Source organism: Leisingera sp., assembly GCF_982940295.1.
The window spans coordinates 46,048-67,909 of sequence record NZ_CEYXRG010000009.1 but is presented as its reverse complement, the minus strand read 5'-3'; the positions used below and the strand labels follow the sequence as shown (position 1 = coordinate 67,909).

Genomic DNA, 21,862 nt, shown 5'->3' with positions numbered 1-21,862 from the left:
TGATTGGCTTGGCGGATACGGCTCTGCCTCGCTGCGCGTGGCGGGCTAGTCCCAAAGGTCCCGGATCGGCTTGCGCATCGCGTTCTTTACCTGATCGAACTCCCCTTTGGACACATGGCGGCGCAGCAGGTCGAACACCGCAGCCACGGCGCGTTCCGGATCGTCCAGCGGATCCTTGTCGAACCGCGCTTCAATGCGGGCCAGCAGATCCTTTTTACTGCGGGGTTTCGCCGGGGTCTTGGACGGGTCCCAGCCGGCATAGAACACACCCCGGACCAGAACCGGCAGCTGGGCCGCAAGGTCGGCGGCTTCGTCAACGGACAGGAAATCGCGAATGGCATGAAGCGTTTCGTGCAGCAGCAGATAGGCCCTGGATTTGTCGGGCCATTCAAGGTCATCGCAAAGCTGGTTCAGCCATTCGGCAAAAACCTGCGGCGCATGATCAAGCGTCTTGATACCCGTGGTCGCCATAATCTTTCCTCCAGCTGATGTGTGCCGGATCAGGATCGGCCATTTCGGCCCGCACCGCATTAATGGGCATCAATGCCGCCCGGACCGGCCCTGCTCACCCGGCCGGGCTGATCCGCTCGAACACTTCTTCCATCAGGGCCTCTGCCCGGGCCTGGCTGCCCGCAACAGCCGCCGCATTCAGCGAAGGGCGGAGCGGATGCGGCGGTGAGACCAGGATCACGCCTTCGGACGACTGGCCGCGCCGGAACAGCAAGTCCCGCAGACAGCTGCACTGCCGGGTGGTATCAACCGGCGCTTCAGGCTCAAGGGTTTCCTGCACGATGACGATCCCCTCCGGGCGCCGCCCCAGCAGCCTGGTTGCGGAGGCAAGCGGGATTGATACACCGCTCCACCGCCCATTGCATTCGATCCAGTGGATCTGTTCGGCACCGGACGGTGGCGACTGCAGAACCGCATCCAGCGAACATGGCCCGAAATAGCCCGCCCTTTGGAAGATGGCGCCAAGATGCAAGGCGTCCGCTGCCAGTCTTTCGCCGGTTTCCGGCTCCAGGCTGGCGTATCGCGCGCCAACGAATTTGCCCTCGTGCCCCTGCACCCGCTGCTCGAATATTCCAAGGATCTCGGGCGGCCCTTCGCTTGTGTGCGGCAGCCACATCTGCACCGACGGGCTTTTCTTCACGCCGCTTTCCCACACCCCGACAAGCACCGGATAGCCGCCCTCCCATCCGGTCGCCCGCAGCCGTTGTTCCAGCTGATCGCGCAGTGCGGCTGTGCCAAGACCTTCAAGCTGCGCCGCGCCAAAACGGATGTTTCCGGCCGCCCCCGCGCTGTCCGGAACTTTAACCACAACCTCTCCGGAAACCCGCGCCAGGCGGGCCATCTGCCCGGCCGCCGCCGCGGGGCCAAAGGCAAAGGCCGTGGGCGGCACGGCCTCCCGCCCCGCGACCTCCCGCGCCACGTCCCAGAACCACAGCTTGTCATTGACCCGGCGCGACATCCGCGGCGACGGGCCCGCGACATAGACCGGCAGCCCGGCGGCGGCAGCCAGTGATTGTGCCAGCTGCCACAGGTGGCCGGTCACCAGATAGGCGTGGAGTGTCAGCGACCCCGAGGCCCGGAGCAACTCCAGCAGAGGGGTGAACAGGGCAGGGCGGGTCCGGCACTGCTTGGCCACTGGCGCCGGGTCCGCGCCATCCGCCTCCAGAAAGCGGACCTGACAGACGCCCGGATACCCGGACAGATAATCCTCGAACTCCGGGCAGCGCTGCCGCACCACAACCGCGTCGCCGGGTTTGGCCAGCAACGCCATGCGATAGTCGCGCGTTCCGGCCATTTCGGGTGTGAACAACGCAATTCCGACCTGATCGCCAATGAATAGCGATGCGCCATTGCCGGTGCCCTGCTGCACGCCCGGCCACAGATCGCGGGAAGACCTCAGCGCAGGCTCATCCCGGGCCAGCCTGTCTGCAATTGCATCGGCAGCTGACCCGCCCCGCGCATCCCGGGTTCGAGACCGGTTCAAGGCTGTCCCCCTTCTTTACCGCTGCACCTGCAGGACATACTATCACAGTATCCGCTGGCCCAATCCGACCGGACAGAAAATGTGCCGTCTCTATGCCATGCACGCCAATGAGCCGACCCGGGTCGAATGCGGCCTGGTCACGGCCCAGAACGCCCTGATGGCGCAAAGCCAGGGCGACATGGAAGGCATGATGCACGGTCACGGCTGGGGGGTTGCAGACTATCCCGACGGCGTTCCAATTATCGAAAAACAGGTCTGGGCGGCCTATCACGGCGAACACTTCGCCAAAGCTGCCGCGCGGGTCTATGGCCGCACCGCGGTTGCCCATGTCCGCCGCGCCACGGTGGGTGCCACAAGCGTGGAAAACACCCATCCGTTCCATTACGGGCGCTGGATTTTTGCGCATAACGGCACAATTCCGAATTTCGAACAAATCCGGTTCCGCCTGCTGGAGCGTATGGATCCCTTGCACCGGTCCTCAATTCACGGCCAGACCGACAGCGAACACGTTTTCCGATACCTGCTCAGCCTCTTCCTGCGCCACCCGGAAAAGGGACTGCTGGACACCGTGCACGACGCGCTTAACCAGATTAACGCCTGGTGCGCTGAAATCGATCCGTCCCGCCCGCCGGGTCTCAACATCGTGCTGACCGACGGGCCCCGCCTGGTTGGCTCACGGCTCAACCGCTCCCTGTTTCACCTGCGCCGCGACCACCTGCACATTTGCACCGTCTGCGGTGAAACACATGTCAAACATCACCATAATACGGATTACAGGTCCGTCGAGGTCGCCTCGGAACCCGTCACCTTCGACGAGCCCTGGGAGCAAGTGCCGAACGGTGTTGTGTTCCAGGCAACAGAGGATTTCCGCCTGCACATGCGGCCGCTTGCGCGCCAGAACTGAAGCCTCTGCCAGAAACCTTGGAAACCGGCCGCTCCCGGCTGCGCTGCCACGTCCGGTCGACAGAATCGCTTGGCGCCAGTATCGTGTCAGCCGCACCGTGAGGCCAATACCACTCTACCGCCGATCATTGTGCGGTACGGCATCTGGATCAGGACCCGTACTGGCATTTCTTGCAGGGAAAGTTTCAGTGACGAGGCAAGGCCCAATCCCCATTCAATATACCAACGTCGCCAGCCTCCGCATTGGCGCGATGGATTTTGATGCCAGCGACGCGGTCCTGAACAGTTTCCGAAGAAGCCTGCAGCGCATCCCGCAAAACAAAATCCTGCTGCATGACGGGGAGTCCGGCTGCAAGGTTTTCATCGTGATCGAAGGCTGGCTTGCGGCGTCGAAATCCTCCCTCCACGGCGAAGTGCAGCTGATCGACTTCATGCTGCCCGGGGACATCGCGGACCCGACATCCGCGGACGGCAAGACAGCGGGCCTGAACATCGAGGCCGTTACCGACGCCCTGGTGTCCGTCATTCCCCTGGCGGCCTGGCACCGGATGCTGGCTGAAGCGCCCCGGCTGGCGCGGGCAAATGAACAGGTCCAGGCCGCTGAGCGCGCCAGGCTGTCCGAACGCATGCTGCGTCTGGGCCGCGGCAGCGCGGAAAGCCGGATCGCCTATGCGCTGATCGAGCTTTGCCTGCGGCTCAAACCGCTGGGGCTGTCGGAAAACTGCGCCTTCCACCTGCCCCTGACCCAAAGGCACATTGGCGATTTCACCGGCCTCACGGCGGTCCATGTCTGCCGGACCCTGCGCCGCTTTGTCAGAAACGGCCTTGTCGAGACTGCGGATCACATGGACGTCCGGATCAAAGACCTCGCTGCCCTGTCCGACATCGCCGGGGTTGAGCCGGAGCGCCTGGCCGCCGAGATCACACCGGTTCCGGACTAGCGGTATTCGGCAATCTCGCCCAAGGCTTCACCCGCAAGCTGTTCCGACGCGTGCACCGCAATGTCCGTGACAGACAACAGGCCAGCCAGCCGCCCTTCATCGTCCAGCACCGGCAGACGGCGGATCTGATGATCCCCCATAAGGGCCGCCGCCGCTTCGATTGTGTCCTCTGCCCGGCAGCAGATCACTCCAGGGTTCATGACGGCGGCAAGGGCCATACCCTCCAGCGCGCTGTCCTGCCCGGCCAATGCCAGGACCAGATCACGGTCCGTGACAATGCCCACAACCTCGCCGTCCTCAACAACCGGCAGCACGCCGATCCCAAGGCTGCGCATTTGCTTGGCTGCATTGGCCCCGCTGTCTTGAAGCCGGGCAAACCGTGCGGGCACGGACATGATATCTTGTACAAGCATGGGCAAACCCTTTCTCGGCCGCCGCCGGCCTGACCGTGGCGTGCTGTCTGCCAGTAACGCGCGCCAGCGGCATCAGGAGGCCGGTTTTATTACCGGCTTCCTGCTTGCGATCCGGGATCCGGATGCTGCCGTCAAACGAGCCGCAGCGCCGTTTGTTCAGACAGGTGTCATGAGTCGCTCTACTGAACAGACTCGGCCAGTCCGGCCGCCCGCGCATTAACCAGCGTTAAAGCGCCGGGAGGCCCGGCGCCGTACGCGGCGGTTCCCCCGTTGACCGGAGTCAATCCCTGACAGGCGGGGAATCTGCTATATCTCATAGGCAGATCCTGCGCGCAGCCGCCGCAAGCGCCGGCATTCAGGGAGGGAAACCGATCCATGAGCTACAAGACAATTCTTGCCTGCCTGACCTCGGAGTTTTCCGCCACGCACCTGCTGCCGGCGGCCTGCGGACTGGCCCGGAAATTCGACGCCCATCTGATAGGCCTCCACACGCTGGAGGCGCTGGTGCCCTATTCCGGGATCGCAATCGCTGCCGACGATGTCATGCTGGGCGAATTCAGCAGGCGGGTGGCCGAAGAAGACCGGAAGATCGAACAGCTGTTCAAGGCGGCTACGGCCATTCGCGTCTGCACCGCCTGATCTTCGGCGATGCCTCCGAACACGTGCTGCAGGAGGCTCGGATACCGGTGCTGATGTCCGGCTGACCGCTTCATGCGCCGGCACGGCTTCAACCGCCCTGCGGTGCCGGATCCGGCTCAGACCGGATCGGACTGCGCGGGCTTGGTGGCCTTCTTGGTCATCTTGACTGCTTCGCCGATGGTCTCTTCCACCGCATCCGCTTCGGTATCGCTCATGTAGCGGGCGCAGCGGGACATCATACCAAGCCACTCCTGGCCGTCCTCGGCAATGCGCTCTGCCGAGTGGCGCTGCCATTCCGCAAAGGCTTCGGCCACCGAAACCGGCGCACCGGGGCCGTCTGAGGCAATGGTCCGGGCCGCGTCCAGGGCAGTTCGCGCCGCCTCGTGCCGGCGCTCGAACCAATGGCGCGCGAACACTTCCGCTTCATCCAGGAGCTTCTCCTGAACGTTCCAGAATTGCTCTACCTGCGGCTTGTACATCGGGTTGAACTGCATCGCGCTTTGCCACGGCTTCAGGGCTTCCGCGAAAATCCCGGCACTTTGGTATGTCGATTTTTCTGGCATCTGTGCATCTCCTCGCAGCGGATTTCACCTTGTTGACATTGTGCCACCTGTCCGGGGAGGCCGCTTTAATTAAAATCAAACTCCCGACCGGAATCGCCAAAACAAACAGGTGCCCGGCGGATAGGCGCTCAGCCGGGACCTGGGCGCTCAAATTTTTTGCACAGCAGCGGACAGGTACCGGACGGCTGCCCCTGCCGTGGCGATCTGCGGATAATCCGCCTCCGGAATATCGACACCAAGCCGCTGGTGCAGCGCCGCAACCAGATTCAGAACATCCATCGAATCCAGCTCCAGATCATCCTGCAGGTGATCCCCGTCCGACACCCCTGCGGGGTCGATGTCCGGGGCAACCCGTGTAAGCTCTTCCAGAAAAACGGCACGCAATTCGGTCTGGGTCATAACGCCTCCGGTTTGGAAATCAGAGTTTCGAATCCGGCCAGAAACCGGGCCGCCTGCCGGCCGCCGGTGACCCGGTGATCCGCGGCCAGGGTGACAGTGATGACAGTGCGCGGGACGATTTGCCCTCCGGCCACCCAGGGCCGCAGCTGCGGTGCCCCGATCCCGATCAGCGCCACCTGCGGCGGGAAGATCACCCCGGCCATCACCTCGCCGCAGGTCTCACCCAGGCTGGACACGGTCAGGGTGCCGCGGGTCATCTCGGAACTGGTCAGCCGCCCCGCCCGCGCGCGGGAGACGACATCCCGCATCCCCGCCATGGTCTCAGCCAGCGTCATCGACGGGACATCGGCCAGCGCCGGTGCCACCAGCCCGCCGCCGCGCAGCGCCACCGCAAGGCCGGGATTGACCTGCGCGGCGGGCTGGAACACGCCATCCGTGAAATGGCCGTTCAGCGTTTCTGCCTTCTGCGCCGCCAGGGCGGCCGCCCGCAGCAGCACCGCGCCCAGCAGGATCCGCTCCTCAGGCGGCGCTTCGGCATTGCGCACGGCCAGCAGGTCGATGGCACCCTGCACGTCCATGGTCTGCGACAAGTAGAAGTGCGGGATCGTCTGCTTGGAGCGTGTCATCGCCGCGGCAATCGCCTTGCGCATCTCATCCAAGCGCGAGGCCGGCTTGCCGGTGCCGTCCCCCGCCTCCACATCCGCCAGCACGATGGCGCCGCCCGGACCGCTGCCCGTCACGGTGCCCAGATCCAGGCCCAGCTCTGCCGCCCGCACCCGCGCCGCAGGCGACGCCCTGACCGCGCTCGGCGGAGCCGCAGCTGCAGGCACAGTTTGCTGGACCGGCTTGGGTTCAGCTTCCACGGCAGGTTCCAGCGCTGTTTCCAACGCAGGTTCCTGCTCCGGCTCCGCTTCCCCCTCGGCCAGGATCACCGCCATCGGCGCCCCCACCGGCAGCACTTGGCCGGGCTGCGCCCTCAGCTCCTGCACCGTGCCCGCCTCGAAACACTCGATCTCGATCGCGCCCTTCTGGGTTTCCACCACCGCCACCACATCGCCGCGGGCCACTGTATCACCCGGCGCAACCAGCCATTCGGCCAGCGTGCCGCTCTCCATGTCGGAGCCAAGCGAGGGCATTGTGAACAGACCCATCCTACTCCGTCCCCATGACCGACCGCACTGCCGCCACGATGGCCGGCACCTGCGGGATCGCCGCGTCTTCCAGATGCTTGGGATAGGGGATCGGCACCTCCGCCGAACAGACCCGCCCGACCGGCGCGTCCAGCGTCCAGAACCCCTGCTCCATGATCCGCGCCGAAATCTCGGCCGCCAGCGAGCCGGAGCGCCAGCCCTCGTCGACAATGACAGCGCGCCGGGTCTTGGCCACCGAGGCCAGGATCAAAGCGTCATCCAGCGGCCGCAGGCTGCGCAGGTCGATCACCTCCGCCGAAATGCCCGAGTCCGACAGTTTCTCCGCCGCCTCCAGCGTCTTGAACAGCGAACCGCCATAGGTGATCAGGCTGACATCGCTCCCCTCGCGGCGGACTGCGGCCTTTGAGATATCCACCGGCCCCGCAGTGCTGCTCAGCGCCTCCTCATGGTTATAGAGCATCACATTCTCGAAAATCAGCACCGGATCCGGATCGCACAGCGCCGTCCACAGCATCCCCCGCGCGTCCTCCACCGTGGCCGGCGCCAGCACCTTCAGCCCCGGGATATGGGCATACCACCCCTCCAGACTGTGCGAGTGCTGCGCGGCCAACTGCTTGCCCGCGCCGGTGGCCATGCGGATCACCAGCGGCACCCCGAACTGCCCGCTGGACATGTGCCGGACGGTGGCGGCGGTGTTCAGGATCTGATCCAAGGCCAGCAGCGAGAAATTGACCGTCATCAGCTCCACCACTGGGCGCATCCCCGCCATCGCCGCGCCGATCCCGGCACCGGTAAAGCCCGACTCCGACAGGGGCGTGTCCCGGATGCGGGCCTCGCCGAATTCCTCCATCAGCCCCATCGACACCGCATAGCAGCCGCCATAGGCGCCCACGTCCTCGCCCATCAGGAAAACCCGCTCGTCGCGCGTCATCGCATCGCGCAGCGCCTCGCGCACCGCCTCACGGTAGCTGACCACTGTGGTTTCCCCGCCAGCCGCCGCCGGCGCAACCGGTCCGGGCTGCGGCCCCAGGACATGGCGCGTCAGGTCTTCCAACGGCTCCCACGATCCGTCTTCAGCAAACTGCACCGCTTCTGCAATCTCCGCCCTGATCTCCGCCTCGATCCCGTCCACCTCCTCCTCATGGATCAAGCCGGTCTCCAGCAGCCAGCCGCGGAACCGGACAATCGGGCCGCGCTTGCGCCAGTCCTCGACCTCGGCCTTGTCGCGGTAGAGCTGGGCGTCGAACATCGAATGCGCCCGGAACCGGTAGGTGCGGCACTCCAGGAACACCGGTTTGCCGGTTTCACGGATATCCGCCAGCGCCCGCCGCGCCGCGGTCTCGACCGCCACCACATCCATCCCGTCCACCACCTCGGCCGCCACCCCATAGGCGGCCGCCTTGGCGCTGATATCGGTCTCGGACTCGCTGCGCCCCAGCGCCGTGCCCATGGCATAGCCGTTGTTTTCACAGACAAACAGCACCGGCAGCCCCCACAGAGCGGCCAGGTTCATCGCCTCGTGAAACTCGCCTTCGGCCACCGCCCCCTCGCCGAAGAAACATGCGGTCACATGCGGATCGCCGCGCATATGGTCCGCCAGCGCCAGCCCCGCCGCCAGCGGCAGCCCGCCGCCGACAATCGCGTTGCCGCCATAGAAATTCGCCCCCGCATCATAAAGATGCATCGACCCCCCGCGCCCGCCGGAGCAGCCCTCGGCCTTGCCGAACATCTCCGCCATCACCGCATCCATCGGAACCCCGCGCACCAGCGCATGGCCGTGTTCACGGTAGGTGGCGACCACCCGGTCGCCCTCCGCCAGCAGCGGGATCACGCCCGCGGCAACCGCCTCCTCCCCGTCGTAAAGATGCAGAAAACCGCGGATCTTTTCCTGGGTATACAGTTCGGCACAGGCGTCCTCGAACATGCGGACACGCATCATCGCCGTCAGCAGGTCGCGCACATGGCCGCGGTCGAGGCGGGTTTTTCCCTGGGTGCTCATGTCTCATCGCTCTCCAATGTCGAAATATCGCCCTCCGGCAGCCCCAGCTCGCGCGCCTTCAGCAGCCGCCGCATGATCTTGCCGGAGCGGGTCTTGGGCAGGGTGTTGCGGAACAGCACGCTGCGCGGGGCCACCGCCGCCCCCAGCCGCTTGCGCGCGTGGCCCCGCACCTCGCGCTCCAGCTCCTCAGAGGGCTCATAGCCGGGGTTCAGCGTGACATAGGCCTTCACGATCTCGCCCGCCGCAGCATCCGGCACGCCGATCACCGCCGCCTCCGCCACGCCCGGATGCTCGATCAGTGCGCTTTCCACCTCAAACGGGCCGATCAGATGGCCGGAGGTCTTGATCAGGTCGTCCTTGCGCCCGACGAACCAGTAATACCCGTCCTCATCCCGGGTGGCCAAATCGCCCGACAGGTACCAGCCATCGGCAAAGCATTTCTTGAACCGTTCCCCCTCATGCAGGTAGCCCCGCATCACCGAGGGCCAGTCCGGGCGCAGCGCCAGCTCCCCGGTCTCCCCTGCCCCGCATTCCGCCCGCCCGCCGCCGTCCTCTCTAAGGATGGCCGCCACGATGCCTGGCAGCGGCTGGCCCATCGAGCCGGGCTTCACCTCCATGCCCGGCAGGTTGGCAATCATGATGCCGCCGGTTTCGGTCTGCCACCAGTTGTCGTGGAAGGGGTGCGGAAACACCTTGCCGCTCCACTCCACCGCCTCCGGGTTCAGCGGCTCGCCGACGCTGGCGAGGAATGTCAGCGACGAGAAATCGAACTTAGCCGCCGCGTCCGCGCCCGCCCGCATCATCAGGCGGATGGCGGTGGGGGCCGAATACCAGATCTCGACCTGCTCGCGCCCGATGATGCCGTACCAGCGTTCCAGGTCGAACTCGGCCTCATCCACGATCATCGTCACCCGGTTCACCAGCGGCGCGATGATGCCGTAGGAGGTGCCAGTGACCCAGCCGGGATCGGCGGTGCACCAATAGACCGCGCCCGGCTCCAGCCCCAGCGCGATGCGCCCCGAATAGGCGTGATAGACCACCGCCCCATGCACATGCACCACGCCCTTGGGCTTGCCGGTGGTGCCGGAGGTGAAATGCACCAGCGCCGGATCCTCACCGCCGGTGCGCACCGTTTCGAATTTCTCCCCTGCCCGCTCCAGCGCCGGCCCCAGCGCCACGCAGCCCTCCGGCGCCTCCTCTCCGGTGACCAGCACCAGCTTCAGGAAGGGCAGCTGATCCCGCAACGGCGCGATCTTGCGCCGGAACAGCGCCACCGTTGTGACCAGCACCCGCGCCTCCCCGATCTCCATCCGCGTCCGGATCGGCTCAGGCCCGAAGGCCGCAAACAGCGGCGTATAGACCATCCCGGCCTTCAGCGTTCCGACGGCACAGGCATAAAGCTCCGGCACCCGGCCCATCAGGGAATACACACTGTCCCCCCGCTTCAGCCCGTGGTTCCGCAGCAGATTTGCAAACTTTGAGGACAGCGCGGCCAAGTCAGCATAGCTCAGCTCGCGGCGGCTGCCGTCCTTGCCCAGCCAGCGGATCGCCGTCTGCGCGCCATAGCCCGCAGCCACGTGCCGGTCCACGGCTTCATGCGCAATGTTCAGCCCGCCATTCAGGCCACTGACCAGTTTCTCGGTCCCGGCCCACCGGCTGCCCTCGCCGCCCGCTGCGGGCACTTGCCCGGCGCGCGGGCCCTTATCCCCTGTCTTGCGGTCATCCTGCATGGCATCCTCCCGGCCCCATGTTCCCCCGGGACCGGGCGCGCCGCTATAACCCGCATCAATCGGGCGGCAGGCGCCGGATTTGCTGAGCCGCAGCGATTCTGGCACTCTGTTTCAAATGTACTGGAATGTGTTGCCGGCGCTTGGCGGCATCGGCCTCTTTCTGATCGGCATGCTGCTGCTGACCGGCGGCCTCAAGACACTTGCCGGGGCCCGCCTGCGCAGCATTCTGGGCCGGTTCACCTCCACCCCCGCCACCGGCGCGGCCACCGGCGCTGTGACCACCGCGGCGATCCAGTCCTCCAGCGCCACCACCGTTGCCGCCGTCGGCTTTGTCGCCTCCGGCCTGCTCACATTTCCGCAGGCGCTCGGGATCATCTTCGGCGCCAACATCGGCACCACGATGACCGGCTGGCTGGTCGCCATCCTGGGCTTCAAGCTCGACCTCGGCCAGGCAATGCTGCCGGTGGTCCTGCTGGGTGCCCTGCTCGCGCTGTCCGGCAAGCGCAAGGTTTCCTATCTCGGCCAAGCGCTGGCGGGCTTCAGCCTGATCTTCATCGGCATCGAGCAGATGAAATCCGGGCTTGAGGCCTTTCAGGGCATCGTCACCCCCGCCGATTTCCCCTCCGACAGCTGGGCAGGCCGGCTGAAACTGGTGGCGATAGGCGTCCTGATCACCCTGGTCACCCAGTCGTCGAGCGCGGGCGTCGCCACCGCCCTGGCCGCGCTCAGCGCCGGCGCGGTGAATTTCCCGCAGGCCGCGGCGCTGGTCATCGGGATGGACGTGGGCACAACCTTCACGGCAATTCTGGCCACGCTTGGCGGCGGCACCATGGCCCGGCGCACCGGCGTTGCGCATGTGGTCTACAACCTGATGACCGGTGCCATGGCGTTCTTCCTGCTCGGGCCGTTTGCCGCCGCGGTGTCCTACTGGGCCGGCGCCGGGGACTCCCTGACGGCCCTGGTCGCCTTTCACAGCCTCTTCAACCTCCTTGGCGTGATCCTGATCCTGCCCTTCGCGCGCCCCTTTGCGCGGCTGATCGAGTTTCTGATCCCGGACCGCGGGGCGGCGCTGACGCAATCGCTGGATCACCTGATCCTAAGCGATCCGGCCGCCGCGACCGCCGCCGCAAAAGTGGCCGTGAACCGGGTCACGGCAGCAGCCATTCATTACCTCAGAACGCTCACCGGCGCTCCCCTCCCGGCCAGCAGCAGTTATGAGTGGGGCCACCTTTCCTCCGCCGTCACCGAAACCAGCACCTACCTCGACAAGATCGAACTCTCCGGCAATGCCAGCGCGGAGTTTGCCGATATCAAGGGGATGTACCACACCCTGGATCACCTGGACCGGCTGCTGTACCGCTGCACGCAAACCGACCGGATCAGCGAATTGCCGAAGGACGCGCGGCTGCGGCGTCTCACCGGGCTGCTGGACCTGGCAACCGCCGATGCCGGAGACGCCGGCAGCCCTGACAAATGCGAAAAGCTGCTGGACCGTGTCCGCCGCATCATGAGGGCGCAGCGCAGATCGCAAAGAGACCGGCTGATCTCCGAGGCCGCAGACGGCACCCTGCCGGACGAAACCGCCTGGACCCGGCTCGATGCGGTCCGCTGGCTGCACAGGGTGGCCTATCACCTCTGGCGCATACAGGTGCACTTGAACCTGCTGGAAAACAGCGGTCCCGGCCCCCGCCTCAGGGCAGAGACAGGAGAGGAAGCGGATACCGGTCTGGACTAAGACCCGCCGCCTGCGCAGGCAGGGCGGCACGGCCTGAAGACGGGAACTTGAGGCAGGTTAAAGCCGCAACCCCGCGGCGCCCCCTATACTCGCCGCAACGAGGATCACGGCAGAGGAGGAGGATACTGGTGTTCTTTCGCTCGATACTTTTGCTATTCACAGCCGCTGGCGCCGCCAGCGCGCAGGAACCGGACCCGCAGGACGGGCGGGACCTTTACCGGACCTATTGCTGGCAGTGCCATGGCCGGGACGCCATGGGAACCGGCCCCATGGCAGAGATGCTGGCCATCGAAACGCCGGACCTCACCCGCCTCGCGGCCCGCAACGGCGGCACCTTCCCGCTGGAGGCCGTCGCCCGCCAGGTCGATGGCCGCGCGCCGGTGCTTGCCCACGGCGGCGAGATGCCGCTGTTCGGCCCGGTTCTGGACTCCGACCAGCAGGTCGCGCTGGCCTTGCCCAGCGGCCAGCCGATGATGACCGGCCTGCCGCTGGCAAATGTCATTGCCTACCTGCAGTCCGTGCAGATCGAATAACCCCCCCGGCGCCCGGCTCCACTGACCCTGCGCCAGCCGGGCCTGCGTTCTGGCAATGGCCTGCGGAAAGCTCTCCTCGATTTCCGCGGCAGAATAGCTTTTGCCGTCAATCCCGGCTCCCGTCACCGCGCCGCGGTGAAAAGCCAGGATCAGCACGGGCCGCTTTTCCGCGCTGTAAACGGCCGCCGCCGCCCTGTTGCGGCTGAACCGTGCAACCCGGCAAACCGCCGCAAAGGCCAGCGCCCCGGCCCGGACCGGCGGGTCGACCACCCAGCTCACCGGACCGGCCCGAAGGCGTCCCAGCCGAACCGCACCGCCGGCCCGATCAGCGCTGCCGGCACCACGGAAACGTCCAGTTCGGCCCGTCCGGACAGGACCGCCCGGTCAAAGACCGGCTGCACGGAGATCTGCAGCCGCCGGGCAGGCAGGCTCCCGTAAACCAGCGGCGTCAGCATCCCATAGAGCTGCCCGGTCTCCGCCGGATCGCCCGATCCGAATTTTGCATCCAGGATCAGGGCGCGGATGCGGATGCGGCGCAGCACCGCCGCCGCCAGCCGCAACGCCGCAGGGACAAGCCTGCGGGCATCGAACGGCCGCTTGCGGCCTGGCTCTTTGTCTGCGGGCGGCGCTTTCCGCCTGCCCGAAACCCTGACCCGCGGACCGAACCCGCCCAGCGGACGCAGCGCCGCCGTAAACGCCAGCGCCGTGTCCTTGCGCAGCACCAGCTCAATCCTGAGCGGCGACACCAGCACCAGAACGACCCCGACGAGCAGCGCCGCCAGCAGCACGCCCAACGCTGCGCCCAGCCCCGCCACGGTCAGCCCTGCCCCTTCCCGCCTTTGGCCCCGGCCGTCTGCGCCGCCGTCTCAATGGCCTTTCCGGCCGCATCGCCCAGCACTGCCGCCAGCGTCGTCATCGCGCCTTGCACCGATTCAACCCGCGCACCGCGCTGGTCGATGATGATGGCGCCCAGCGGCTTGATCCCGCCGCCCGCCCCGGTTCCCGCGCCTTCGCCGGTCTTGGTGTCCGTACCGCCGCCGGCTCCAAAGCCGAACCCGTAGCTGACAATGGGAATGACCGTCGCCTCCCCCTTCTCGATCGGGTCTCCCAGAACATTCTTGGCATTCAGCAGGCGGTCCAGTTCCTCCACCGTGCCCTTCAGCAGCCGTTCGACATTTTCCATCCCGCTCACCTTTCACCGAAATAACAGTCAACGCGGCGACCCTATCAGCCGGTCAGACCGCGCGGATTGAGCGGCATCAATCGGCCTTCAGGGATTCATGGCATTATGAGCCAACCCGCACAGGACCGGAGACCGGACATGGCCCAATCCCCCGCGCTCGTGATCAGCTTCGACAAGGTGAAACGCACCGATACCGGCTTGGTCGGCGGTAAGAACGCTTCTCTGGGGGAGATGATCCAAGCGCTTGGCGCCAAGGGCATCCACGTGCCGCCGGGGTTTGCCACCACCGCCGATGCCTACCGCGGTTACCTGTCGGCCAATAAGCTCGAAGCCCGGATTTACCAGGAACTGGACGCGCTGGATGCAGGACGGACGACGCTGCAAAATGCGGGCAAGGCAATCCGTGCCCTGATCCTGGCAGGCGACTGGCCGGCAAAGACCGCGCAGGCGATCCTCGCCCAGTACCGCAGCCTCAGCGCCGCGGCAGGACAGCCGGATGTGTCCGTGGCGGTGCGCTCCAGCGCCACCGCCGAGGACCTGCCGGAGGCCAGTTTCGCGGGCCAGCAGGAGACCTTCCTGAACGTCAGCGGCGAGCAGCCCCTGCTGGAGGCGTGCCGCAAATGCTATGCCTCGCTGTTCACCGACCGGGCCATCTCCTACCGCCAGATCCACGGCTTCGATCACATGAAGGTAGCGCTGTCGGTCGGGGTGCAGCAGATGGTGCGCGCCGACACCGGCGGCGCCGGGGTGATGTTCTCGATCGACACCGAATCCGGCTTCCCCGATGCCGTCCTGATCAACGCCGCCTGGGGACTGGGCGAAAACGTGGTAAAGGGCGCCGTCGACCCGGACGAATACCAGGTCTTCAAACCCTTCCTCAGCACCCCCGGCCTGACGCCGATCCTGGAAAAGCGGCTGGGGGCCAAGGCCATCAAGATGATCCAGGACCGCGACGGAACCCCGCGCAACGTGCCCGCCTCCAAGGCCGAGCGGGCGCAATACGTCCTCAGCGACGAGGACATCCTGCTGCTGGCCCGGCAGGCCAAGGTGATCGAGGACCACTACGGCTGCCCGATGGACATGGAATGGGCCCGCGACGGCGCCGGCGGCCGGATCTTCATCGTGCAGGCCCGCCCCGAAACCGTGCAGTCGCGCGCCGCCGCCGGCACCCTGCGCTCCTATGCGGTAACGGACCCGGGGCCGGTTCTGCTGACCGGGCTCAGCGTCGGCAGCGGCGCGGTCGCAGGCCGGGTGTCGATCATCGAAAGCGCCGCTGACATCACCCGGTTCAAGGACGGCTCGGTGCTGGTGACCGGCACCACCGACCCGGACTGGGTGCCGGTCATGAAACGCGCCGCCGCCATCGTCACCGACCGCGGCGGCCGCACCTCGCACGCGGCCATCATCAGCCGCGAGCTGGGCCTGCCCGCCATCGTCGGCTGCGGCAACGCTACCGAGGTTCTGTACGACCAGCAGGACGTCACCGTCTCCTGCGCAGGCGGCGAACAGGGCGTCGTGACCGAGGGCCTGTCGCAGATCGCCGTCACCGAGGACACCCTTGAGGACCTGCCCCGGCCCAAGACCCGGATCATGCTCAACCTCGCCAACCCCGGCGCCGCGCTGCGCTGGTGGCGGCTGCCGGTGGACGGCGTCGGCCTGGCGCGGATGGAATTCGTGATCAGCAACGCGGTGCGCGTCCATCCGATGGCGCTGGCCCGCTTCGATCAGCTGCAGGACCGCGAAACCCGCGCTGCAATCGAAGCGCTGACCGCAGGTTATGGCCACAAGACCGAATACTTCACTGACCGCCTCGCCCGCGGCCTGTCGCGCATCGCCGCTTTCTGCCACCCCAAGCCGGTGATCATCCGGATGAGCGATTTCAAGACCAACGAATACGCTGACCTCTTGGGCGGGCACGCCTTTGAACCCGCCGAGGAAAACCCGATGATCGGCTTCCGGGGCGCCTCCCGCTACTACTCGGACGAATACCGCGACGGCTTTGCGCTGGAATGCCAGGCGATTGCCCGGCTGCGCGGCCGGATGGGTTTCAGGAACGTGATCGTGATGATCCCCTTCTGCCGCACGCCCGAAGAGGCCGACAAGGTACTGGCGGTGATGGCAGAGCACGGCCTGAAACGCGGCCAGGACGGGCTGGAGGTCTACGTCATGTGCGAAATCCCCTCCAACGTCCTGCGCGCGGCGGAGTTCGCCGAACGATTCGACGGCTTCTCCATCGGCTCCAACGACCTGACTCAGCTGACGCTCGGCATCGACCGCGACTCCGAGGCGCTGGCCGGCCTGTTCCGCGAGGACGACCCGGCGGTGCTGTGGATGATCGAGACGGTGATCCGCGAGGCGCATAAGGCGGGATCCAAGGTCGGCTTCTGCGGCCAGGCGCCCAGCAACAACCCGGACTATGCCCGCCGCCTGGTGGAGTTCGGCATCGACAGCATCTCGGTCACGCCCGACAGCTTCGTGCAGGTCCTGCGCAACGCCGCCAAGGCCGAAGACGCAGGCTAGACCGCCTCAACCCCGCACTCTGGCAGCAGCGCCTCCACCGCGCCGCGGTCAAACAGCGCGGTGCCCTCGGTTCCAACCGTGGCGCTGGCCGCGGCCACCCCCCAGCGCAGCGCCTGATCCAGCGCCTCGCCGCGCGACAGCGCCAGCGTCAGCGCACCGGTAAAGGCATCCCCTGCCCCGATCTTGCTTTGCACCTCGACATACGGCGCGCGGCAGAAAAACCGCTGTTCCCGGGTGGCCAGAACCGACCCTTCGGCCCCGCGCCCACCAACCACAATATCCGCCACCCCGCGCGCAATCAGGTCCTGGGCAAATGCCAGGCTGTCCGCGACCGCGGGCAGCGCGTGCCCCGCCGCCTGTTCCGCCTCCCGCTGGTCCAGCCGCAGCACATGCACGGGCTTGCCCGTCGCCGCCAGCAGATGCGCCAGCGCCGCCTTGGAGGTATCGACCACCAGCTTTCCCGTGCGCGGCGCAATCGCTTCCAGAACCTGATGCGGGAAATCATCGGCCAGACCGGGGGTGACACCGCCGCTCAGCACCACATAGCCGTCCCGCGGCGCCGCCTGCGCAATCGCGCTCAGCAGCCGGGCGGCATCGTCATCTGTCATCGTCTCGCCCGGAACGCTGAAGCGGAACTGCTCGCCGGTGGTTTCATCCGTCACCGCAAAGCTCTGCCGCGTTTCGCCAGGCACATGGACCGCCACCGCCAGCACGTCTTCCGCCACCAGAAGCTGCAGCAATTGCTCGCCCATGGCGCCGCCGACCGCGACCAGCGCCGTGACCTCGCCGCCCAGCCTGCGGATCGCCCGGGCCGCATTCACCCCGCCGCCGCCGGGGTCCACCCGCGGCGCCTTGCAATACAGCTTGGGGCCAGCCACCACCCGCTCGATCGACGTTGCCAAGTCGACCGCCGGGTTGAGAGTGATTGTCAAAATCCGGGACATCCGCTTCCTTTCGCCGCTGCCAGTCCGGGCCGCATCCCTTCAGTCCTTTTTCAGGATCATCGCCAGCCGCAGCACTGCCGCCAAAATGGCCTGACCCAGAACCGGCGACTGGCCCAGGCCAATGGCCGCATCGCTGTCCCGGGCATCGTTTTCACGCAGCGTGCAGTGCCAGCGGCCATGCTTGCCATAGGCGCGGCCGCGGATATGCACGTCCCAATCCGGAAAGGCATCGTCGGCCACATGCATCGCCCCGTCCGCGGTGCCGATCCGCTGCGCGGCATGTTCATCCCGCGGCACCGCATCCGGCAGCAGAAACGCCAGCGCATGCAGCACGCCGTCAAAATCCGCCAGGGTCAGGTCCGATTGGCTTTCCAGCCGTTCAATCAGGATTTCCAGTTCCGGATCTTGCATAACCACCTCCCGCTGAGTGACTCGTCAACTGACTTCGGCAACGCCGATGACATAGTTCTTTCCATAGGCGCGGGCGCATTTGGGGCAGGTTGTATAGAACATGAATATACGCCCCGCGGTTTTGCCTGCCGCTTCGGCGGCAACCTCCATGTCATGCACCCAGTCCTTGGCCCTGCGGTAAGGGCCTTCGAACACCCGGGTTATGAAATCGCCGCTGATCTCCTTCATTTCTTCCCCGGGCACCTTGCCGGTCACCGCAAAGAAATGCTCCGCTTCCGCGTGGGACAAATCCCGGCTCAGGACCAAGTACCCCTCGGGGTCCTGTGCGCCGGCGTCTTCGATATGCTTCTGCACCCGTGCAAAGACCTGCCCCATATTCAAAGGGATATGCAGCAGGCTGCGCGTCTTGGCCCGCGCGAACGGCTTCTTGTCAAAATGCAGATGGCGGCCGTCCCACCCCTGCGGCTTGAACCTGGGGCAGCAGCCGGTCGAGTTGTCCGTCATGTCCATCTTTGGCAGGCAGTTGGTCTCCATGCCTCTCCCCTCCCGTTTTCCCAGGATGCCGTCAGTCTATGCCCGTAGCCACGCGCCGAAATGATTTGCATCAATCCGCCGCTGCCCCGGCAGCCGCCCTAACCGCCGCTCTGGATGACCAGCGGACAGCGCGCCGCCTCCTGGATGCGGGCCGCCGGAGGCAGGTCCGCCAGCGGCGCCGCGACAATCACCGCAGCCGGGCTCATGTGCTCCAGCTGCCGCAGCAGCACACCGGGCAGCGCGCAGAGCCGGGTTTCCGCCACATCGCCCGGCGGCCCTGCGGACCTGGCTCCGGGGTCCTGCTCAGTACCGGGAGTGCAGGCGATCAGTGCCACCAGCGGCTTGCGGGTCTTGCGCGCCAGCCGCAGTGCAAATCCCGGCACCCCCTGCCCTTCCGCCAGGATCACGGCAATGCAGCCCGCGGCGCGCAGGATCGGCTTGAACCCGGAAATGATGATATCGCCCGCCTCTGCCGACCGGCGCAGCTCCTCCTGCACATGGCCCTCCGCCTCCCGGAACGAGCTCACCAGCGCCGCAGCCTTGGCCCGCCGCGCCAGGAGGCCCTCAAACCGCCGGGCATCCGCCCGGAACGCCTTGGAGATTGCGGCGGCGGTCAGCCCGCTTTCCCGCTGCCCCGAGTAGCTCACCACCCGGGAATGCGAATAGGACGCTGCCAGAACCGCCGTCTCGCGGACAAAGACCCCGTGCAGCTCCGCCCCCATCTGGCGGGCCAGCTCCAGCGCCAGCGCCAGCGCCGCCTCGGCATCCGGATAGCAGCTGGCGCCCAGGATCACCCTGGCGCGGCCCCCCTCCCCTGCCCTTTCCGCATCATGTCGCATTGCCGCTGGCCTCCTTTGCAAAGGACTTGCGGATGTCGGCAAATCCTTGCAGCCGGTCCTCCACCCGCCGGTTCAGGCTGCCTTCCGGAAACACCCCGTCGGCGCCCCGCTCCCCCGCCTCCAGGCCGGTCAGCACCGCGATCCCGTCGGTGACGGAGGTCATCGGGAAGATGCGGAACCGGCCCGCCTCCACCGCATCAACGACGCGTTGACGCAACGTCAGGTTGCGCACATTGGCGGCCGGGATCAGAACCCCCTGCCTGCCGGTCAGGCCGCGGGCATCGCAAACGTCAAAGAACCCTTCGATCTTCTGGTTCACCCCGCCAATCGCCTGGATATCACCGAACTGGTTGACCGACCCGGTGATCGCAAAGGACTGATCCAGCGGCACCTCCGCCAGCGACGACAAGAGCGCAATCAGCTCCGCCGCCGAGGCGCTGTCGCCCTCCACCCCGCCATAGCTCTGCTCGAACACCAGGCTGGCCCACAGCGACAGCGGCGCGCGGGTGGCATAGGTGGCCGCCAGATAGCCCTGCAGGATCAGCATCCCCTTGGAATGGATCGGCCCGCCCAGTTCAGTTTCGCGTTCAATGTCCACCAGCTTGCCGGTGCCCGGCCGGGTCCGCGCCGTCAGCCGCGACGGCTTGCCGAAGCTGTAATCGCCGATCTGCAAGACCGACAGGGCGTTGATCTGGCCGATGCGCGCGCCGTCCGTGTCGATCATCACCGTGCCCTGCTGGATCGTCTCCAGCCCCAGCTCGCGCACCCGCCCGGCCCGGCGCTCCTTCTCCGCCACCGCGCGTTCGATGTGCTGCGGCCCGATATGCGCGCTGCCGCCGCTGCCGGCCCAGAACTCCGCCTCCCGCAGCAGGTCCGACAAGCGGCTGAAATTCAGCGTCAGCCGCTTTGCATCCCCGGTCATGCGCATGCTTTCCCGCAGCACGGATTCAACCGCAGGCTGATCCAGCGGCCGGGTCCCGGCATGCCTGGCCAGCCGGGCAATCAAATGCGCATACCCCTCCACCGACCCGCCGCCGTCCAGCCGCAGGTGATCGTCGAAATCCGCCTCCAGCTTGAACAGCTGGAGAAAGTCCGGATCCAAGGCGGACAGCAAATAGTAATGCATCCGCTCCCCGATCAGTACCACCCGCACGCTCAGGGGCACCGGGTCCGGCTCCAGCGAGACCGTCGACACCATGCTCAGCCGCTCGCCGGGCGAATAGATTGCAATCTCCCCCGTGCGCAGGCAGCGCTTCAGCGCATCCCAGGCCAGCGGCTCGCTCAGCACCTGGCGCACGTCCAGCACCAGATAGCCGCCATTGGCCCGGTGCAGGGCACCCGGTTTGATCATCGTGAAATTGGTGACCAGCGCCCCCATCTCCGAGGCGTATTCGATCCGACCGATCAGATTGGCCATCGTCGGCAGCTCTTCCTTGACCACCGGCGCGCCCTGCCCGCTGCTGCCGTTCGACACCATCACATTGACCCGATAGCGCTGGAACTGCGGCTCCTCGAACCGCTTGCTGGTCGCCACCGGGAACGGGCCGGCGGAGTCCTCGCTGTCGCCCATCAGAAACAGCTCCGCATTGCTGACCAGATCGCTGCGCACCGCCTCCAGGTAGCGCTGAACCGCCGCGTCATCGGCAAACGCCTTCTGCACATCGCGGATCGCCTCATCCACCCCCCGCGAGGCCAGCTGATAGTTCAACTGCTCCACTTGCCGCCGGTGTTCCTTTTCGCGCTTGGGCACCGATTTCAGCACATCCGAGATCCGCTGCTGCACGCTCTCGATCGCGGCTTCCAGTTCCTCCCGCTCCTCATCTGTGAGCGCCTCGAACTCCTCCTGCGTCAGCACATTCCCGTCACGCTCCCCGGCAAAACTGAACCCCACCGGCGTGCGCAGAATGGCAACATTCCGGGCGCGGGCATCGTCAAAGATCTCCGCCATCTCGCGTTCATGCTCAGCCGAGAAATCCTCTTCGATGGTCCGCCGCCTGGTCTGGTAATCCTCCGACTCGAACAGCGCCGGGATCTGGTTGGCCAGGTCATCAACCAGCGTTTCCATCATCCTGCGCAGGCGGCTGGCCGATCCCGCCGGCAGCCGGATCGCCACCGGTTTGTGCGGCTGTTCGAAGTTGTTGACATAGACCCAGTCGCAAGCAACCGGCCTGTCCTTCGCGATCCCGGCCAGGATCGACTGGGCAATCGCATGGCGGCCGCTGCCGGGCTGGCCCAGAACAAAGACATGGAAATCCTCATGGGGGACCGTGGCACTCATCCGGATCGCATCCACCGCCCGGTCCTGCCCCAGCCACTCCTCCGCGCCGTCCAGCTCATCCGTCAGCTTGAAACGCAGCCCGGTGTCCGGCAGCACAGGCCGCAGACTGGCTGCCGTCAATGGGTCCGGTCCGTGATTTACAGCCATAGCGCTC

The 21,862-nt window shown here is 66.4% G+C and carries 21 protein-coding genes; 6 read left to right on the top strand and 15 right to left on the bottom strand.

The window, feature by feature from the left end:
* Positions 1–45 precede the first annotated feature (45 nt).
* Positions 46–471 carry a DUF2267 domain-containing protein gene (locus tag AC4HIX_RS10395; protein ID WP_490398925.1) on the bottom strand — a complete coding sequence of 142 codons (426 nt, stop codon included), beginning with the start codon at positions 469–471 and terminating at the stop codon, positions 46–48.
* 94 nt (positions 472–565) lie between these two features.
* Positions 566–1,993 (bottom strand): preATP grasp domain-containing protein, encoded by a 1,428-nt coding sequence (locus tag AC4HIX_RS10390; RefSeq protein ID WP_490398924.1) that lies wholly within the window; start codon positions 1,991–1,993, stop codon positions 566–568.
* A gap of 79 nt (positions 1,994–2,072) precedes the next feature.
* On the opposite strand from AC4HIX_RS10390, the gene AC4HIX_RS10385 reads away from it, so the two are divergent.
* Both AC4HIX_RS10385 and AC4HIX_RS10380 read left to right on the top strand, forming a co-directional pair.
* Positions 2,073–2,897, top strand: coding sequence for a class II glutamine amidotransferase (locus AC4HIX_RS10385; RefSeq protein ID WP_490398923.1), 825 nt, complete (start codon positions 2,073–2,075; stop codon positions 2,895–2,897).
* 250 nt (positions 2,898–3,147) lie between these two features.
* The gene (locus tag AC4HIX_RS10380) at positions 3,148–3,837 is read left to right on the top strand and encodes a Crp/Fnr family transcriptional regulator (RefSeq protein WP_490398922.1); all 690 of its coding nucleotides are present in this window, start codon (positions 3,148–3,150) and stop codon (positions 3,835–3,837) included.
* Here the strand turns inward: AC4HIX_RS10380 and AC4HIX_RS10375 are convergent.
* Complete coding sequence (locus AC4HIX_RS10375; RefSeq protein ID WP_490398921.1) at positions 3,834–4,250, bottom strand: CBS domain-containing protein; 417 nt, start codon at positions 4,248–4,250, stop codon at positions 3,834–3,836. The genes AC4HIX_RS10380 and AC4HIX_RS10375 overlap by 4 nt on opposite strands.
* Before the next feature lie 375 nt (positions 4,251–4,625).
* Here AC4HIX_RS10375 and AC4HIX_RS10370 point away from each other — a divergent pair, with 375 nt between their 5' ends.
* Positions 4,626–4,889 (top strand): adenine nucleotide alpha hydrolase family protein, encoded by a 264-nt coding sequence (locus tag AC4HIX_RS10370; RefSeq protein WP_490398920.1) that lies wholly within the window; start codon positions 4,626–4,628, stop codon positions 4,887–4,889.
* A gap of 116 nt (positions 4,890–5,005) precedes the next feature.
* On the opposite strand, the gene AC4HIX_RS10365 is transcribed toward AC4HIX_RS10370, so the two are convergent.
* From AC4HIX_RS10365 to acsA, 5 genes are all read right to left on the bottom strand, one after another.
* Complete coding sequence (locus AC4HIX_RS10365) at positions 5,006–5,452, bottom strand: hypothetical protein (RefSeq protein WP_475046339.1); 447 nt, start codon at positions 5,450–5,452, stop codon at positions 5,006–5,008.
* Positions 5,453–5,599: 147 nt separating this feature from the next.
* Positions 5,600–5,851 carry an acyl carrier protein gene (locus tag AC4HIX_RS10360; RefSeq protein WP_490398919.1) on the bottom strand — a complete coding sequence of 84 codons (252 nt, stop codon included), beginning with the start codon at positions 5,849–5,851 and terminating at the stop codon, positions 5,600–5,602.
* Positions 5,848–7,002, bottom strand: a complete 1,155-nt coding sequence (locus AC4HIX_RS10355) for a dihydrolipoamide acetyltransferase family protein (RefSeq protein ID WP_490398918.1) — start codon at positions 7,000–7,002, stop codon at positions 5,848–5,850. Before AC4HIX_RS10355 ends, AC4HIX_RS10360 begins: the two co-directional genes overlap by 4 nt.
* Before the next feature lies 1 nt (position 7,003).
* Positions 7,004–9,001: a pyruvate dehydrogenase (acetyl-transferring) E1 component subunit alpha gene (gene pdhA / locus AC4HIX_RS10350; protein ID WP_490398917.1), complete on the bottom strand. Its 1,998-nt coding sequence runs from the start codon at positions 8,999–9,001 to the stop codon at positions 7,004–7,006.
* Positions 8,998–10,731 carry an acetate--CoA ligase gene (gene acsA / locus AC4HIX_RS10345; RefSeq protein ID WP_490398916.1) on the bottom strand — a complete coding sequence of 578 codons (1,734 nt, stop codon included), beginning with the start codon at positions 10,729–10,731 and terminating at the stop codon, positions 8,998–9,000. The genes pdhA and acsA overlap by 4 nt, the downstream gene beginning before the upstream one ends.
* A 115-nt stretch (positions 10,732–10,846) precedes the next feature.
* On the opposite strand from acsA, the gene AC4HIX_RS10340 reads away from it, so the two are divergent.
* On the top strand, positions 10,847–12,466 hold the full coding sequence (locus AC4HIX_RS10340; RefSeq protein ID WP_490398915.1) for a Na/Pi cotransporter family protein: 1,620 nt from the start codon (positions 10,847–10,849) through the stop codon (positions 12,464–12,466).
* A gap of 128 nt (positions 12,467–12,594) precedes the next feature.
* Positions 12,595–12,999, top strand: a complete 405-nt coding sequence (locus AC4HIX_RS10335; protein WP_490398914.1) for a c-type cytochrome — start codon at positions 12,595–12,597, stop codon at positions 12,997–12,999.
* A 275-nt stretch (positions 13,000–13,274) separates the two neighbouring features.
* On the opposite strand, the gene AC4HIX_RS10330 is transcribed toward AC4HIX_RS10335, so the two are convergent.
* The gene (locus tag AC4HIX_RS10330) at positions 13,275–13,814 is read right to left on the bottom strand and encodes a DUF2953 domain-containing protein (RefSeq protein WP_490398912.1); all 540 of its coding nucleotides are present in this window, start codon (positions 13,812–13,814) and stop codon (positions 13,275–13,277) included.
* Between the two features lie 2 nt (positions 13,815–13,816).
* A complete protein-coding gene (locus AC4HIX_RS10325) occupies positions 13,817–14,182 on the bottom strand; it encodes a GerW family sporulation protein (protein ID WP_259969855.1) in 366 nt (121 codons plus the stop codon).
* Positions 14,183–14,320: 138 nt separating this feature from the next.
* Between AC4HIX_RS10325 and ppsA the strand changes: the two genes are divergently transcribed.
* Entirely contained in the window at positions 14,321–16,702 is a 2,382-nt protein-coding gene (gene ppsA, locus AC4HIX_RS10320; RefSeq protein WP_490398910.1) for a phosphoenolpyruvate synthase, read from the top strand.
* On the opposite strand, the gene AC4HIX_RS10315 is transcribed toward ppsA, so the two are convergent.
* The 5 genes from AC4HIX_RS10315 to AC4HIX_RS10295 form a co-directional block, all read right to left on the bottom strand.
* On the bottom strand, positions 16,699–17,646 hold the full coding sequence (locus AC4HIX_RS10315) for a 1-phosphofructokinase family hexose kinase (protein ID WP_490398909.1): 948 nt from the start codon (positions 17,644–17,646) through the stop codon (positions 16,699–16,701). The two genes, ppsA and AC4HIX_RS10315, sit on opposite strands and share 4 nt — an antisense overlap.
* Before the next feature lie 39 nt (positions 17,647–17,685).
* Positions 17,686–18,057 carry a hypothetical protein gene (locus tag AC4HIX_RS10310; RefSeq protein WP_259973171.1) on the bottom strand — a complete coding sequence of 124 codons (372 nt, stop codon included), beginning with the start codon at positions 18,055–18,057 and terminating at the stop codon, positions 17,686–17,688.
* Positions 18,058–18,081: 24 nt separating this feature from the next.
* Entirely contained in the window at positions 18,082–18,591 is a 510-nt protein-coding gene (locus AC4HIX_RS10305) for a hydrolase (protein ID WP_475046318.1), read from the bottom strand.
* A 98-nt stretch (positions 18,592–18,689) separates the two neighbouring features.
* Positions 18,690–19,430, bottom strand: a complete 741-nt coding sequence (locus tag AC4HIX_RS10300) for a hypothetical protein (protein WP_490398908.1) — start codon at positions 19,428–19,430, stop codon at positions 18,690–18,692.
* Positions 19,420–21,855, bottom strand: coding sequence for a Lon protease family protein (locus AC4HIX_RS10295; RefSeq protein ID WP_490398907.1), 2,436 nt, complete (start codon positions 21,853–21,855; stop codon positions 19,420–19,422). Before AC4HIX_RS10295 ends, AC4HIX_RS10300 begins: the two co-directional genes overlap by 11 nt.
* Positions 21,856–21,862: the final 7 nt, after the last annotated feature.